The sequence below is a fragment of the Desmospora profundinema genome, assembly GCF_031454155.1.
GTDB classification, from domain to species: Bacteria; Bacillota; Bacilli; order Thermoactinomycetales; family DSM-45169; genus Desmospora; species Desmospora profundinema.
Map to the genome: position 1 here is coordinate 229,204 of NZ_JAVDQG010000004.1, position 13,895 is coordinate 243,098.

Here is a 13,895-nt window from a genome sequence, read left to right on the forward strand (position 1 = left end):
ATAAGAGAAAAGGAAGGGGAGGGCTTGGTGAAGAATATTCTGGTTGGGAGGGATGATGGGTGAAGACAATCGGGTTGCTCGGCGGAATGAGCTGGGAGTCAACGTCTCTTTATTACCGATGGATCAATGAAGAAACCAGAAGGAGAAGGGGCGGACTGCACTCCGCACCCATGATGATTGCATCCGTCGATTTCGCCCGGATTGAACGTCTGCAGCATCAAAATCAATGGGAAGAGGCTGGGCGGTTGCTGGCGGAAGAAGCCAAACGCCTGGAACATGCCGGTGCCGATTTTCTGGTGATCGCCACCAATACGATGCATCAAGTGGCACCGATCATACAAAGCGGAACTGAGCTGCCCCTTCTCCACATTGCAGATGCCACGGCGGATGTGATGGAGGCGGACGGGATCCGCAGGGTGGGCCTTCTGGGGACGCGGTTTACCATGGAAAAACGCTTCTACATCGAACGGCTGGAGGACCGGGGGTTTGAGGTATGGGTTCCGCAACCGGCAGAACGCGACCGTGTTCACTCCGTTATTTATGAAGAGTTGTGCCAAGGCGTGATCCGGGAAGAATCGCGCACCGCATACCGCGATGTGATGGCCGGTCTGGCAAAGCGGGGGGCGGAAGCCATTATTTTGGGTTGTACCGAAATTACCCTGCTGATCGGGGAAGAAGACAGTCCCCTTCCACTGTACGACACGACGCATATCCATGCTCTTCGAGCAGTGGACTGGGCCGCCGGATAGAGGGTCTATCGTCTTCTCATGCTGTATTTATCATCGTTGGATTCACCTCTGCGATTCGGAGGTGAATCTTTTGTTTTCCATCCACACCTGTCCCTGTTGTTTTTAAAATCCGATCTGCTCCAACACCTGACAAAGCGCCTGGGATGCGACGAGGTTAAAGGTTTGATAGATGCACGGTTCCACAGTTTCACGGTGTCAAAAATGGTGAGTTGATCCATCCGGCGAAAGGCAATCATGGCACTCCGTCCTTTACGGGTGAAATGGGATAGGGCAGGAAACAGGTAATTGTATTCTATCAAAAAAGGAGACGATTTCCGCTAGAATTGACACGCGATGTCGCTTGTCAGAACGGCTGCTTTGCGCGATGATTAAGCTTGGAAGAGATAGTTGGGTCAGGGGGATGGGAAACCTCCAAAATAAGAGAACTTAAAACGGTACAAAAAGGAGAGAAGCGCAGGATGGAAGAGCTGACCTCCCCAGAAGAGTGGAGAGAATCGTATCCCGTGATGCGTCAGTTGCGCACACACCTAGATGAAGAGGCTTTTTTGCGTTTGGTGAACGAGATGCGAACGGATAGCGGCTATCGCCTGTTCGCTTTACGGGAAGAAGGGAAGGTCGTGGCCTTGGCCGGGGTGGTGGTGGCCACCAATCTCTACAACGGTCGGCATCTTTTTGTCCATGAGCTGGTCACCCGCTCCGACTGCCGCTCCCGCGGATTCGGAGAACGGCTGCTTTCCTCCCTGCACCGGTGGGGCCGGGAGCAGGGGTGTGTCCGTGTCGTCCTCTCCTCCGGCCTGGCCCGGCTGGATGCCCACCGATTCTATGAAAAAAAGATGGGATACGAAAAGGTTAGCTTCGTGTTCGGACGAAAGCTGGACGGGGAGTGAGAAAGGTCCGGTGGTTTTTCGGACTGGACCATGATCAAAAGATGATAAAGCAAAGGAGGAGCCCGATGGAACATCGGTTGATCGAGGAAACGATTTTGTCTATTCCCCCATTGGATGAAAAGACGCAAACGAAAGCGCGCCACCATGTGGATAACCTGACAAAACCGCTGGGTGCATTGGGGCGGTTGGAAGAAGTGGTGGTCCGGTTGGCGGGAATGACCGGGGAGATCATTCCCGTTATTGACCGCAAGATGACGGTGGTGATGTGCGGAGACCACGGGGTGGTGGAAGAGGGAGTAAGTGCATACCCCGGCGATGTTACCGCACTGATGATCCAAAATTTCAGCCGCGGAAAAGCGGCGGTGAATGTCTTGTCCCGTCAATTTGGCGCCGATGTCCGGGTCGTGGATGTGGGCAGCCGTTTGGAGGAAGCTCCGCCTGACGTGTGGGTGCGCAAGGTGCGTTCGGGAACGGCCAATATGGCTGTTGGGCCTGCGATGACGCGGGAGGAAGCCGAACAAGCGGTAAAGATCGGGATCGACGTGGCCAAGCAACTGAAAGAAGAAGGGGTTCAATTGGTGGCAACCGGAGAGATGGGAATCGGAAACACGACGGCTGCTTCTGCGTTGGCGGCCGTGTTCACCGAACGGGAGGTGTCCGAGGTCGTAGGGAGAGGCTCCGGCTTGGATGATACGGGGTTGGAGCGGAAATGCCGGGTGGTGAAAGAGGCGCTTCGTGTCAACCGCCCGGATCCCCGGGATCCGCTGGATGCCCTGGCCAAGGTGGGCGGGCTGGAACTGGCGGGTTTGGCCGGATTGGTGCTGGGTGCCGCTTCCGAGCGGTTGCCGATTGTGGTAGACGGCTTTATCGCCACTGCCGCCGCATTGACGGCTGTGCGGATGGCCCCGGCGGCACGAGAGTATCTATTGGCTTCCCATTTGAGCCAGGAACCGGCTCACGGCTGGCTCTTGGCCGAACTGAGGCTCGTTCCGCTGATTCAGGCCGGAATGCGTCTGGGAGAAGGGAGTGGAGCGGTGTTGACCTTTCCTCTTCTGGACGGTGCGGTAGCAACGGCCCGGGAAATGGCCACCTTTGCAGATCTGGGATTATAATATCATCATCGGGAAAGGGGTGGGGGGAATGAGTGGAGTGGAACGGTATGGCCATGGGGGGGATCGTTGGACTGCTGGTTTCCTCTTTCATCGGGAAGCATCCGATTTTCTCGATTTTAGCGCCAATATTAACCCGTTGGGTCCGCCGCCCGGGGTTCTGGAAGTGCTGCACCGCGCACTGACGGAATCCGGACAGCCGGTTCTCACGCAATACCCGGATCCCCGCTCCCGTTCCTTGAAACGGGCACTCGCCCGCAAGTGTGATGTCCCGGTTGATTGGGTGGCTGTCGGGAACGGGGGGGCGGAATTGCTGGACTTGGTGCACGATATAATCCGCCCCCGGCGGGTGGGCGTGACCCATCCTTCTTTTTCCGAGTATGAAGCCGCCGCCCGCAAGCGGGGGAGCGAGGTGGTCCCCCTCCCCCTGTCCGAGGAGCGGGATTGGCTGCCGGGGCGTGAAGAGCTGCTTCGCTGGGTGCGGCAGGTGGATCTGGCTTATCTGGGCCATCCTAACAACCCCACCGGAACCCTTTTTCCGGAGGAATCGCTGATAGCGGCGGCGGAGGAAGCGGCCCGGCACGGGAGCGTGCTGGTGGTGGATGAAGCCTTTCTGGATTTTGTTCCCGGAGCGTTTACGTTACAGCGGCAGTTGTCCGATTTTCCCACCACGCTGCTGGTGCGATCCATGACCAAGTTTTACGCCTTGCCCGGTTTGCGGCTGGGTTATGCCTTGGCCTCCCCCTCCTGGGTGAAGAAGTTGGAAGCGCGCCAAATTCCGTGGAGTGTGAATGGACTGGCACAGCTGGCGGGGGAAGCGGCTTTGTCGGATCGGGAATATGAGGAGCGGACGGCTGACTGGCTGCACCGGGAACGTCTCTTTTTATTGGAAGGACTGAAACGGGTGGCCGGTGTCCATGTGTTTCCCGGATCGGTTAATTACCTGCTGCTGCGTCTGACGGGACGACGGGCCAGTGGCGGCTATTCTTCGCATCAATGGCAGCGGGCGTTGGGAGAACGGGGGATTCTGATCCGGGATGCTTCCACTTATCCTGGATTGGATGATACTTATATTAGAGTGGCGGTGCGGAGCCGTGAGGAGAATGAGCGGCTGCTGTCCGCCTTCATAGAATGGGAGACGGAGAGAAAGGAAGAATCACGATGATTCGTTTGGTAACCGGCGGGGTCCGTTCAGGAAAAAGTGCTTACGCCGAAGAGTTGGCCGCCCGTACCGGAGATCGGGTTTTATACGTGGCCACCGGTTGGGCGGGGGACGAAGAGATGGCCGAGCGGATCCGGCGCCACCGTGAACGCCGTCCTCCATCTTGGACGGTGGTTGAAGAATCGCTCCATCCGGCTCTTGCTTTGGAGAAGCCGGGTTCATGGGAGACCGTGATGGTGGATTGCTTATCCACATGGGTGACGAACCGATTGATGAAATGGCCGCAAGATCTCAGTTCCGCCGAAAAAGAGGAGCAAATCCGCTCTCTGGTGGAAGAAGCGGATGACCTGATCACGGCTCTGTCCGGCCGGGAGGCGGTGCTGGTGACGTCGGAGACGGGGTGGGGCGGAGTAGCTATGAGTCCGTTGGGGCGGCTGTTCCAGGACGCTTTGGGGGCAGTCAACCAGCGGGTGGCGCAATTCGCCGATGAAGTGTGGATGGTTATCTCCGGCATTCCGTGGAGGGTAAAAGGATGAATGTGTTTTTTACGGCGCTGGCGTTTTTGACGCGAATCCCGGCACCGGTCTCCTCCGATCGGGATGATTGGGCCAAGAGTCCCTGTCACTATCCACTGGTGGGATTGATCCTGGGCGGGGCGTTTGTCCTGTTTGACCAGGCGGTGGGCAGCCTGTTTCCGTCCCTGGTCAGGGGGGCGATGTTGACGGTGCTGTGGGTATATCTCACAGGCGGTCTCCACTTGGACGGACTGATGGACACCGCCGATGGGTTCGGTGCCAACCGGGGACCGGAGCGCACCTTGGAGATTATGAAAGACAGCCGTGTCGGTGCGATGGGCGTCTTGACTGCTTTTAGTGTTCTCCTGCTGAAATTCAGCGTGCTGGTATCCTTAGCCGACGATGCCATGTGGGTCGCGTTGGTGGCCGCACCGGTGGCGGGAAGGCTGGCATTGGTATTGTCGATCCGCCTCTTTCCCTATGTGAAGAAGGACGGCATCGGATTGGGAATGAAAGAAAACTTGACTCCGTGGCGCTTGGTGTATGCGTTAGGGATCGGGATCGGAGCCTTCTTTCTCACCACGGGTTGGTGGGGGACAATCCTGCTGACGGCCACCCTGCTGGTGGTCTGGATCATCGGCCAGTCGGCCCGCAGCCGCCTGCGCGGATTGACCGGCGACATATACGGTGCGACCGCGGAGATCACGGAAGTGGTGGTGCTGCTCCTATGTCTGTGGTACGGGGGCGTGCGCTGATGCGCCTCATCTGGCTGCGGCACGGGGAGACCACCGCCAACCGGGAGAAGCGTTATTGCGGTCATCTGGATCCCTCGCTGACTACTCGGGGGCGGGAGCAGGCGAAAACGGCGTTCCGATCCGTGTCTCCCCAGGTGCGGCCGCATGTGTTGCACATCAGTGATCGGAGCCGGTGTGAGGAAACGGCAACACCGTGGCTCAGGGACCATCCGGATTTGCCGGTGGTGCGCACACCGGCGTTGCGGGAGCTTTCCTTTGGAGCCTGGGAAGGAAAAACCTACGATGAGTTAATGGAATCGGATCAGGAGCACCTACAGGCCTGGATCCGGGATCCTTGGCAGGTGGCCCCGCCTGGGGGAGAGACCCTGACAGATTTGGGACGGCGCTTGGAGAGGTGGCTCCACCGTCTTCTCCAAAGCCACGACGAAGGGGAGACGGTGCTGGTCGTCAGCCACGGGGGGCCGATCCGCTGGTTTTACGCCTGTTTGGTGGCAGGGGATCCCGGTCGTTTCTGGGATCGGGATGTCATGCCGGGAAGCTGGTTCGTCTTCCGGCACCACGACGGAAAATGGAGGGAGGAAGGGATTTGAAAGCCATTATGGTCCAGGGAACCGCCTCCGATGTGGGAAAAAGCGTCCTGTGCACCGCTTTGTGCCGCTGGCTCTTGGAAGAAGGCTTGCGCGTGGCTCCTTTTAAAGCGCAGAACATGGCCTTAAACTCTGCCGTTACCCGGGACGGCGGGGAGATCGGCCGTTCTCAGGCGGTACAGGCGGAAGCGGCAGGGGCAGAAGCCTGCGTGGATATGAATCCGATCCTGTTAAAACCAAAGGGAGATCGGATATCGGAAGTGATCGTGCACGGACGCCACTACCGGGATATGGCCGCCGGCGATTATCAGGCGCACACTCATGAGATGCTACAGCCGGTGCGGCAATCACTGGATCGGTTGTCCCAACGCTACGACGTCTTGGTGGTGGAGGGGGCGGGCAGCCCCGCAGAAGTCAACCTGAAGGAGCGGGACATCGTCAATATGCGGACGGCAGAGCTGGTGGACGCGCCGGTGTTGTTGGTGGCCGATATCGACCGCGGCGGGGTGTTTGCCTCCCTCATCGGCACACTGGAGATCCTGGAGCCTCACGAACGGGCACGGGTTCGCGGACTGGTGATCAACAAGTTTCGAGGGGATCGTTCCTTATTGGAGCCGGGCCTCAAGTGGCTTTATCAGCGCACCGGGATCCCGGTGCTGGGGGTGTTGCCCTATCGGGATCCCGGGATCGACCCGGAAGACTCCCTCGCTCTGGATTCACGGAAGGAAACGGGGGATGCGGCTTTGGAGGTGGCGGTGATCCGCTTTCCCCGCATCTCCAACTTTACCGACTTTGCTCCCTTGGAGGGAGCGTCCGACGTCCGTCTCCGCTATGTGTCCCGTGTTTCGGAATGGGGAAATCCGGATGTCGTTATCCTCCCCGGGACCAAAAATACGATAGCGGACCTTTTTTGGCTGCGGCAATCGGGGCTTCTTCCCCTGCTGGAGGCGCACCGGGCACAGGGAGGAGAAATCGTCGGGATTTGCGGGGGTTATCAGATGATGGGGGTCCGCTTGCACGACCCCGATGGGGTGGAATGGGACGACCCGGATCAGGAAGGACTCCGTTGGCTGCCGGTTGCGACCACTTTCCGGCCCGGCAAACGGACCGCGCAGGTGCGGGCGAGGGGGCTGGCTCCCGGTTGGGGATACGGCCTAGAACTGGAGGGATATGAAATCCACCTGGGCCGGGAGGATTGCCTCACAGGCGCCATTCCTCTGCTGGAGAGAGAGGACGGAACCCGGGACGGGTGTGTGAATGATTCGGGCCGGGTGTGGGGCACCCACCTGCACGGACTGTTTCAATCCCCGGCCTGGACGCGGTCCTGGTTAAACCACCTGCGCCAGCGCAAAGGACTGCCCCCGCTGGATCGAGAGGAACCGATCCGCGAGCGGGACCAGATCTATGCCGCCTTGGCCGATTGGCTACGGGAACATCTCGATCTGGAAGCCGTCCGGGCCCTGATCGAAAGAAAGGGGGTCAGGCGATGACGACCCATTGGCCGTTGTGGTCGGAAGCGAATTGGCAGGTGACGGTAACCCCCAGCCACTTGACTGTGGATGCGCCGGTGGAGATGGAGATGTTGTCCAGTGCCCCTGTCGGAGGGGGCTGGTTTCGAGGCAAGCGGATTGTCAACCGACATGTCCAAAAAGGATATTGTCATCCCCGCCCTGTAGCGGAGACGCGGGAGTGGCTCGGAACCCAAGGGATGGATCCGTCTGCCACCGTCGCTCTCTTGACCGCCGCTCGGATGGAAGACGCCGCCGTCACTGAGGAAGCGGGAGAGGGATTTCGGCTGGCGGCGATTGTGACGGCGGGGGTGAGCAACGCCGCCCGAGCCGGTAAGGCGGGACCCGTCTATCCGCTGCTGACGGAACCGGGCACGATCAACACGATCCTGATCATCGACGGACAGGTGGACCCCTGTGCGATGGTAAACGGAGTCATCACCGCCACCGAGGCCAAAACGGCTGTGTTGCAGGAATTGGATATCCGGGACGGCGACGGGGATGTGGTCACCGGCACCACCACCGATGCCGTCGTCATCGCCGCCACCCAGGATCCCGCCCGGGGGGAGCGCCATCACTACGCCGGCAGCGCCAGCCCTCTGGGAAGGGGCATCGCCCTGGCCGTCCATCAGGCGCTCATGCGGGTGTTGCAACGGGAGAATCGCCATGGGAACCGCTAGCCTCCTGATGGCGGCGTATCTTCTGGACTGCGCCATCGGAGACCCCCGCTGGATCCCCCACCCCGTCATCGCCATGGGATGGGGGATTAGCCGTTTGGAGTCCCTCTTGCGCCGCCTGTCCGCATGGATCCATCGCAAAGACGTTTCCGGCAGGGCGGCCCGGTTGTGGGGGTGCCTGCTGCCGCTGGTGGTGGCTGGGACCGCCTTTGCGGTGACGTGGTTTATCCTGCGGGGGATCGCCGCCTGGTCCTTCTGGGCCGCTTGGCTGGTGGAAGCGGGGCTCATCGCCGCCACCATCGCCACCAAAGGGCTGGCCGATGCCGGAAAAAAGATCGCCGATGCCTTGGCGGCCGGTGATCTGGCAGGGGCCCGGGAAGCGCTCTCCCATGTCGTGGGACGGGATACCCATGATCTGGACGAGGCGGAAGTGGTGCGAGGCGGCGTGGAAACCGTTTCGGAAAACATTGTAGATGCCGTCACCTCCCCCCTTTTTTATGCCGCCATCGGGGGAGCGCCCCTTGCGATGGCGTACCGGGCGGTAAACACCCTCGATTCCATGGTGGGCTACAAAAACGAGCGGTATCGGGATTGGGGCTGGGCGTCCGCCCGCCTCGACGATGCCGCCAATTGGCTCCCCGCCCGGCTGACGGCTCCGTTTTTACTGTTGGCACTGGCATTCAAAGGCGGAGACGCCCGCCGGGCCTGGCGCACCCTGCGCCGGGACGCCGCCAAACACCCCAGTCCCAACAGCGGCTGGATGGAAGCGGCCATGGCAGGTGGGCTCGGCATCCAGCTGGGGGGCGTCAACCGCTACCAGGGAGTGGCTTCCCACCGGGCGACGATGGGGGATCCGCTGGAGCCGAAACGAAGGGAGCACATCGTCACCTCCATCGGGGTGCTGCATCTGTGTACAGCGTTGTTCGCCGTTGCGGCGGCACTGCTGTGGCTGGGATGGGATATTTGGCGGTAAAAAAACGGTCGACCGACAGGTCGGCTTTTTTGTTGTTTCTCAAAAGGACCCCGCTTTTTGACGAGATGAATGATACCAAGCGGTGATCCCCAGGGTGAGCTCCCAAAATAAAAACAACGAATACTAGTGGGCCTATTTCTAACCCTAAAACTGGATGAAGGGTGTGAGGAAGAAGCGCTCATCAAAACGTCTACGCTATGCCAACAACAATCGAGTGGTGTTGGAGGATCCGATGGTAAATAAAAAAAAGAACCCAGCCGATCATTCTTGATCGACTGGGGTTGCCGGTTGTACATAGTCACCGCGGACCGGATTTTCGTTGTCCCGCAGACGGATGCGGATGGATTGACCCTGATTTAATTCCGGGGTGTTGGCGACGTGAAAGTGAATGTGGGGTTCACTGGAGTTTCCGGAATTTCCGCAAAGCCCGATCAGTTCCCCTTGTTCCACGGTCTGTCCTTCCGAGACCTGAAGGGATCCTTTTTTCAGATGGGCGATCACACTGTATTCGTTGTTTCCGTGGTCGATCATGACATAGTTGCCGAAGGGGTTTCGGGGATTCATTCTCCCTACCGGTACATTGTCCGGAATCCCGCTTTCAACCTGAGTCACTTCTCCTCTCGCCGGTGCGATCACTTCTTTGCCGAAGGCATAGTAGCTTTCATTTCTCGCTTTGTTTCCGGTATACGTTCGACCGTTCCTTCGGATGACCAGATCAAACGCATACCGCTGGCTTTCATAGGCATAGTGGTAATTGTCCCGCACGTTTGTCCCGCCCCAAAATACCCACCACTGCTCTTTAATCGGCATGATGAACTCGGTTTGGGTAAAGACTTGGTCGGCGTTTTGGACCGGAGCGGGACGAGCCTCGGGGTCCGCCTGGTGCCGAGTTTGCTGGGGAGGGGTTTCGGGCCGCCCTTGATACAGTCCTCCGCACCCGGAGAGAAGACAGACGGATACGACAGCGACGGTTGCCTTTCTACAGAAGGCATTCATTTTCTATCGGGCCTCCTTTTCTTTATGGGTCAAGCATGATTAGTATCCTTAACGGCTTGAAATCTATGCCTAAAAAAGGAAAATCCCTGCTCATGTCGAGGGAGTGGTTCCGATCCAAGGGGTTGGTGAACCTTCCTTTTCCCGTTACAATGAGAAAAGGAGAAGGATCATATTCACACAGGAGTCTGAAAGCGCTTTCGATGGAGTAAGGAGGAGAAACCGTGAAACCACTGATGGATAGGGAGACACTGCGCGGGCATCATGACGATCCGGACTGGGTGGTGGTGGATTGCCGCTTTGATTTGGCTGATCAAGAAGCGGGCCGCCAGGCGTATGAGCAGGGCCATATTCCGGGTGCTCGCTATATGGATTTGGAACGGGATTTGTCGGGACCGGTGGGGAAGCATGGCGGTCGCCATCCGTTTCCCGATCTGGACCGGTTTGTGGAGAAGCTGGGAGCGGCAGGCATCGACGACACGAAGACGGTTGTGGCCTATGACGATCAGGGAGGGGCGATGGCGGCCCGGCTGTGGTGGATGCTGCGCTATTTGGGGCATGAACGGGCAGCAGTGTTGAACGGGGGCTTCCAAGGCTGGAAGAAGGCAGGCCATCCGGTCACACAGGAGAAACCGGAGCCGACGCCGACCCGGTTTCATCCTCGCATCCGTCAACCGGAACGATTGGTGGGGATGGAAGAGACGAAAGCGGAAAAGGGTTGGGTGATCGATTCCCGGGAGCGGGAGCGCTATGAAGGAAAGCGGGAGCCCATTGATGCCAAGGCGGGCCATATTCCGGGGGCGGTCCACTATTTTTGGAAGGATAACTTGGAAGAAGGACAACGCTGGAAATCGGCGGAGGTGATCCGGGAGCGTTTTTCCGACCTGCCTAAAGACAGCCGGCCCATTGTCTACTGCGGATCCGGGGTTACGGCCTGTGCCAACCTGCTGGCCCTGCACCTGGCCGGTTTTGAAAATGCCCGTCTTTATGCCGGCAGTTGGAGCGACTGGATCAGCTATGAGGAAAATCCGATCCGGCAGGGGCCGGAATTGCAAAAATAAAACGGCTGTGCGCTTAAGCGCAGCCGTTTTTTATGTTAGTGGGCTTCACACCGTACTGACGGTTTCGGCTTCTGTTTTTTCCTTCTGTTTGGGTTTTCCGTTAAAAATATGAAAAAACCTTCCTTCATAGAAAGAAGCGCCTTGGTGGTGCTTGATGCCGCTGTCAAACTCTTTATGTCAGGAAGAGGGGATCGACTGCGGACCCCGGTCTCGCTTTACGAAGGTAGGTGAGATCATCTATTGGGCGGAACCCCGGAGCGGGATGGCTGTCTTCGTTTCGTTGCAAAAAGCGCATAGCGAGACCAGGGAACAACAGTGACCCTGGCGAGACTTGTGCTCTGTGAGTGCAAAGGCTCTCAGCCAGCCATCCCGCCCCCACTCCTGTTCTTGCGGAAAATAGACAGGCCTTTCAAAGTACAAGTATCGCCTCGGTCACGCCGTTCCCGGGTCTCGCTCTGTCATCAATCGGAAGCGCCGATGGCGGCGCCTTTTCATCGTGCCAACCTATCGTTTATTTCCCGTTTTCCTCCCGGATGGTTTGATAGATTTTGCGGACCAACTGCTGTTTGGTCTCCCACAGCTCCGGCGACAAGTCGACAGGGTATTCCTCCGGGTTTAACAGGCGCAGGTATTCCTCCCAAAAGTGGGAGCGTTCCTCGGCATGAAGGGCTCTTAACTGTTCCAAATCGGGGATGTCTGAAACGACTTTCCCTTTTTGGAGTACCGGTTCCAGTAGATTGACGGCCCGAAAGTGTCTCACCTTCTTTTTCCGGTAGGTATGGACCGGGTGGAACAGGGTGAGAGGTTGATCTTCATCCACGGTCTGCCCTTCTTTCACGATCAGGTCTCCGCGGGCTTTTTCGCTGTCCCGGTCGATGATGCGGTAAACGGTCTTGACGCCGGGAGTGGTTACCTTTTCCGGATTGGAGGAGATTTTGATGGACGGGATCCATTCCCCGTTTTGCTCCCGCGCCACCAGTTTGTAGACGGCACCCAGGGCCGGCTGGTCGTATGCCGTGATCAATTTTGTCCCCACTCCCCAGGCATCGATGCGGGCTCCCTGGGATTTCAGGTTGAGGATCGTGTTTTCGTCCAGGTCGCTGGAAGCGACAATCGCCGTATCGGTTAAGCCGGCGTCGTCCAGCATGTTGCGTGCCTCTTTGGACAAATAGGCCAAATCACCGCTGTCCAGGCGAATCCCCGCCAGCTTGTGCCCTTTGTCCCGCAGTTCCAACCCCACCTGAATCGCGTGGGGAACCCCGCTCTTTAAGGTGTCGTAGGTGTCTACGAGCAACACGGATTGGTCGGGAAAGGCGTCGGCAAAGGCACGGAAGGATTCCAGCTCGGAATCAAAATCCTGCACCCACGCATGAGAATGGGTTCCTTTGGTGGGGATGCCGAACCGTTCCCCCGCCCGCAGGTTGGAGGTGGCGTGAAAACCGGCCAAATAAGCGGCACGGGCGCCCCAGACAGCCGCTTCGGCTTCCTGGGCCCGGCGGGTTCCAAATTCCATCAGGGTGTCGTCAGGGGCGATTGTTTTGATCCGCGCCGCTTTGGTGGCGATCAGCGTTTGATATCCAATAAAATTCAACAGGGCGGTTTCCACCAGCTGAAGCTCCATCACATCCCCTTCGATCCGCAGCAGGGGTTCATTGGGAAAGACCAATCGGCCTTCCCGCATGGCGTAGACATCGCCGGTAAAACGAAACTCCCGCAATAGATCCAGGAAGCGAGGGTCATAGCGCTCTTCCTGTTCGGCCAGGTAGCGGATATCCTCCTCTGTGAAACGGAGCGATGTCAGGTATTGGATCGCTCGCTCCAGACCGGCAAAAACGGCAAAACCGTTGCCGAAGGGGAGTTTGCGGAAATATAGGTCAAAGGTTTTCCGCTCCCGGTGGGAACCGTTTTTCCAATGGGCGTACATCATCGTAATCTGATACTTATCGGTGTGCAGGGCCCACCCTGTGGATGGTTGCATGACGTTCACTCCAGTCGGTCCGTCTCCTCGTCCCCGGAAACCACTTCGTAAAGAACGGGAACGACACGGCCGTGTTTAATATGATAGGCCGACAAACGGGGAGGATGATCATGAAAGGATAGGATCCAGCTGATTAATTCGGGATAGTGCCAATGGGAGATATCCCGGTCGGAGGGGTAGGGGTCGGTTCGGGGGTGGGAGTGGAGAATGCCCAGCCACTCCAACTGTTCCCGCCGCATAATCTTCAGGGCTTCCAGGAAGGCACGGGGTTCAAAAGAGAAGGATTGTGGACTGGAATCTTGGTTGGGAATAGGAAAGAAACGGGTGATTTCCTGCCCGTTCCCGGCCAGGATTCCGCATGCTTCCCGCGGCAGTTCCTGCTGACAGTGCGCTTCCATGAGTTGAATGACACGGGCTTGAATCGTGATCAAAGTGGAGGCCATCCCGACATCCCCTTCCGGATTGGTTAACGGTGCCGGATGCGGTTGAATAAGCTTTCTGCAATATTGTACCGGTTTTTTGGGCCGGCGGCAAAACCTGTCTGATTTTGCCGCCTCCTGTGGTAGAATGACGGCATATATTCCATTTTGCCTCAACGTCAGGAGCAGAAGGCTGACCTACATAGACAAAGGAAGCGGAAGAATTTGTTTTCCGGCGGAGTGACTCTGCCACGCATAGCGAGACCAGGGAACGAAGTGACCATGGCGAGACTTGTGTGCGGGCGTGACAATTGCGAGAGTGGGGAGGGGCCTCCTAAGAAGACTAGCAGGCGTAGGTGTGAGTAGGGAGGGTGGTGGGATGGCTGAGATCCTTTACGCTTTTTGCAAGAGATCGAAGACAGCCCGCCAGCCCGACCAACCCAAGCTCATGTATACTCTTCGTACAAATGCAACTGTAGTACTAGTAATTAAATAGCGAGACTAAGGAACGACAGTACAGCA

The 13,895-nt window shown here is 58.1% G+C and carries 14 protein-coding genes; 11 read left to right on the top strand and 3 right to left on the bottom strand.

Features of this window, described 5'->3' with window-relative positions; translation table 11 throughout:
* Positions 1-59 precede the first annotated feature (59 nt).
* The 10 genes from JOE21_RS10145 (at position 60) to cbiB (ending at position 8,922) form a co-directional block, all read left to right on the top strand.
* A complete protein-coding gene (locus JOE21_RS10145) occupies positions 60-749 on the top strand; it encodes an aspartate/glutamate racemase family protein (RefSeq protein WP_309865538.1) in 690 nt (229 codons plus the stop codon).
* A 458-nt stretch (positions 750-1,207) separates the two neighbouring features.
* Complete coding sequence (locus tag JOE21_RS10150; RefSeq protein WP_309865541.1) at positions 1,208-1,636, top strand: GNAT family N-acetyltransferase; 429 nt, start codon at positions 1,208-1,210, stop codon at positions 1,634-1,636.
* A 65-nt stretch (positions 1,637-1,701) separates the two neighbouring features.
* On the top strand, positions 1,702-2,748 hold the full coding sequence (cobT, locus tag JOE21_RS10155) for a nicotinate-nucleotide--dimethylbenzimidazole phosphoribosyltransferase (protein WP_309865544.1): 1,047 nt from the start codon (positions 1,702-1,704) through the stop codon (positions 2,746-2,748).
* A gap of 28 nt (positions 2,749-2,776) precedes the next feature.
* Positions 2,777-3,910 carry a threonine-phosphate decarboxylase CobD gene (gene cobD, locus JOE21_RS10160; RefSeq protein ID WP_309865547.1) on the top strand — a complete coding sequence of 378 codons (1,134 nt, stop codon included), beginning with the start codon at positions 2,777-2,779 and terminating at the stop codon, positions 3,908-3,910.
* Positions 3,907-4,443 (top strand): bifunctional adenosylcobinamide kinase/adenosylcobinamide-phosphate guanylyltransferase, encoded by a 537-nt coding sequence (cobU, locus tag JOE21_RS10165; protein ID WP_309865549.1) that lies wholly within the window; start codon positions 3,907-3,909, stop codon positions 4,441-4,443. Before cobD ends, cobU begins: the two co-directional genes overlap by 4 nt.
* Positions 4,440-5,177 (top strand): adenosylcobinamide-GDP ribazoletransferase, encoded by a 738-nt coding sequence (gene cobS, locus JOE21_RS10170; protein WP_309865551.1) that lies wholly within the window; start codon positions 4,440-4,442, stop codon positions 5,175-5,177. Before cobU ends, cobS begins: the two co-directional genes overlap by 4 nt.
* Positions 5,150-5,767, top strand: a complete 618-nt coding sequence (locus JOE21_RS10175) for a histidine phosphatase family protein (RefSeq protein WP_309865554.1) — start codon at positions 5,150-5,152, stop codon at positions 5,765-5,767. The genes cobS and JOE21_RS10175 overlap by 28 nt, the downstream gene beginning before the upstream one ends.
* Positions 5,764-7,254 carry a cobyric acid synthase gene (locus JOE21_RS10180; RefSeq protein ID WP_309865559.1) on the top strand — a complete coding sequence of 497 codons (1,491 nt, stop codon included), beginning with the start codon at positions 5,764-5,766 and terminating at the stop codon, positions 7,252-7,254. Before JOE21_RS10175 ends, JOE21_RS10180 begins: the two co-directional genes overlap by 4 nt.
* Positions 7,251-7,952, top strand: coding sequence for an adenosylcobinamide amidohydrolase (locus JOE21_RS10185; RefSeq protein WP_309865562.1), 702 nt, complete (start codon positions 7,251-7,253; stop codon positions 7,950-7,952). The genes JOE21_RS10180 and JOE21_RS10185 overlap by 4 nt, the downstream gene beginning before the upstream one ends.
* Entirely contained in the window at positions 7,939-8,922 is a 984-nt protein-coding gene (gene cbiB / locus JOE21_RS10190) for an adenosylcobinamide-phosphate synthase CbiB (RefSeq protein ID WP_309865565.1), read from the top strand. The genes JOE21_RS10185 and cbiB overlap by 14 nt, the downstream gene beginning before the upstream one ends.
* Before the next feature lie 261 nt (positions 8,923-9,183).
* Here cbiB and JOE21_RS10195 read toward each other — a convergent pair whose 3' ends face one another.
* Positions 9,184-9,918 (bottom strand): M23 family metallopeptidase, encoded by a 735-nt coding sequence (locus JOE21_RS10195; protein WP_309865568.1) that lies wholly within the window; start codon positions 9,916-9,918, stop codon positions 9,184-9,186.
* A 221-nt stretch (positions 9,919-10,139) separates the two neighbouring features.
* Between JOE21_RS10195 and JOE21_RS10200 the strand changes: the two genes are divergently transcribed.
* Positions 10,140-10,976 (top strand): sulfurtransferase, encoded by an 837-nt coding sequence (locus JOE21_RS10200; RefSeq protein ID WP_309865572.1) that lies wholly within the window; start codon positions 10,140-10,142, stop codon positions 10,974-10,976.
* 511 nt (positions 10,977-11,487) lie between these two features.
* Here the strand turns inward: JOE21_RS10200 and JOE21_RS10205 are convergent.
* Positions 11,488-12,954, bottom strand: a complete 1,467-nt coding sequence (locus tag JOE21_RS10205) for a nicotinate phosphoribosyltransferase (RefSeq protein WP_309865574.1) — start codon at positions 12,952-12,954, stop codon at positions 11,488-11,490.
* A gap of 5 nt (positions 12,955-12,959) precedes the next feature.
* Entirely contained in the window at positions 12,960-13,397 is a 438-nt protein-coding gene (locus JOE21_RS10210; RefSeq protein WP_309865576.1) for a M67 family metallopeptidase, read from the bottom strand.
* Between the last annotated feature and the right edge of the window lie 498 nt (positions 13,398-13,895).

Excerpts from the sequence above, each read along its gene's own strand:
- JOE21_RS10150 (WP_309865541.1), top strand. The coding sequence starts at position 1,208 with ATGGAAGAGCTGACCTCCCCAGAAGAGTGGAGAGAATCGTATCCCGTG.
- cobT (WP_309865544.1), top strand. The coding sequence starts at position 1,702 with ATGGAACATCGGTTGATCGAGGAAACGATTTTGTCTATTCCCCCATTG.
- cobD (WP_309865547.1), top strand. The coding sequence starts at position 2,777 with ATGAGTGGAGTGGAACGGTATGGCCATGGGGGGGATCGTTGGACTGCT.
- cobU (WP_309865549.1), top strand. The coding sequence starts at position 3,907 with ATGATTCGTTTGGTAACCGGCGGGGTCCGTTCAGGAAAAAGTGCTTAC.
- cobS (WP_309865551.1), top strand. The coding sequence starts at position 4,440 with ATGAATGTGTTTTTTACGGCGCTGGCGTTTTTGACGCGAATCCCGGCA.
- JOE21_RS10175 (WP_309865554.1), top strand. The coding sequence starts at position 5,150 with ATGTCTGTGGTACGGGGGCGTGCGCTGATGCGCCTCATCTGGCTGCGG.
- JOE21_RS10185 (WP_309865562.1), top strand. The coding sequence starts at position 7,251 with ATGACGACCCATTGGCCGTTGTGGTCGGAAGCGAATTGGCAGGTGACG.
- cbiB (WP_309865565.1), top strand. The coding sequence starts at position 7,939 with ATGGGAACCGCTAGCCTCCTGATGGCGGCGTATCTTCTGGACTGCGCC.
- JOE21_RS10195 (WP_309865568.1), bottom strand. The coding sequence starts at position 9,918 with ATGAATGCCTTCTGTAGAAAGGCAACCGTCGCTGTCGTATCCGTCTGT.
- JOE21_RS10205 (WP_309865574.1), bottom strand. The coding sequence starts at position 12,954 with ATGCAACCATCCACAGGGTGGGCCCTGCACACCGATAAGTATCAGATT.
- JOE21_RS10210 (WP_309865576.1), bottom strand. The coding sequence starts at position 13,397 with ATGGCCTCCACTTTGATCACGATTCAAGCCCGTGTCATTCAACTCATG.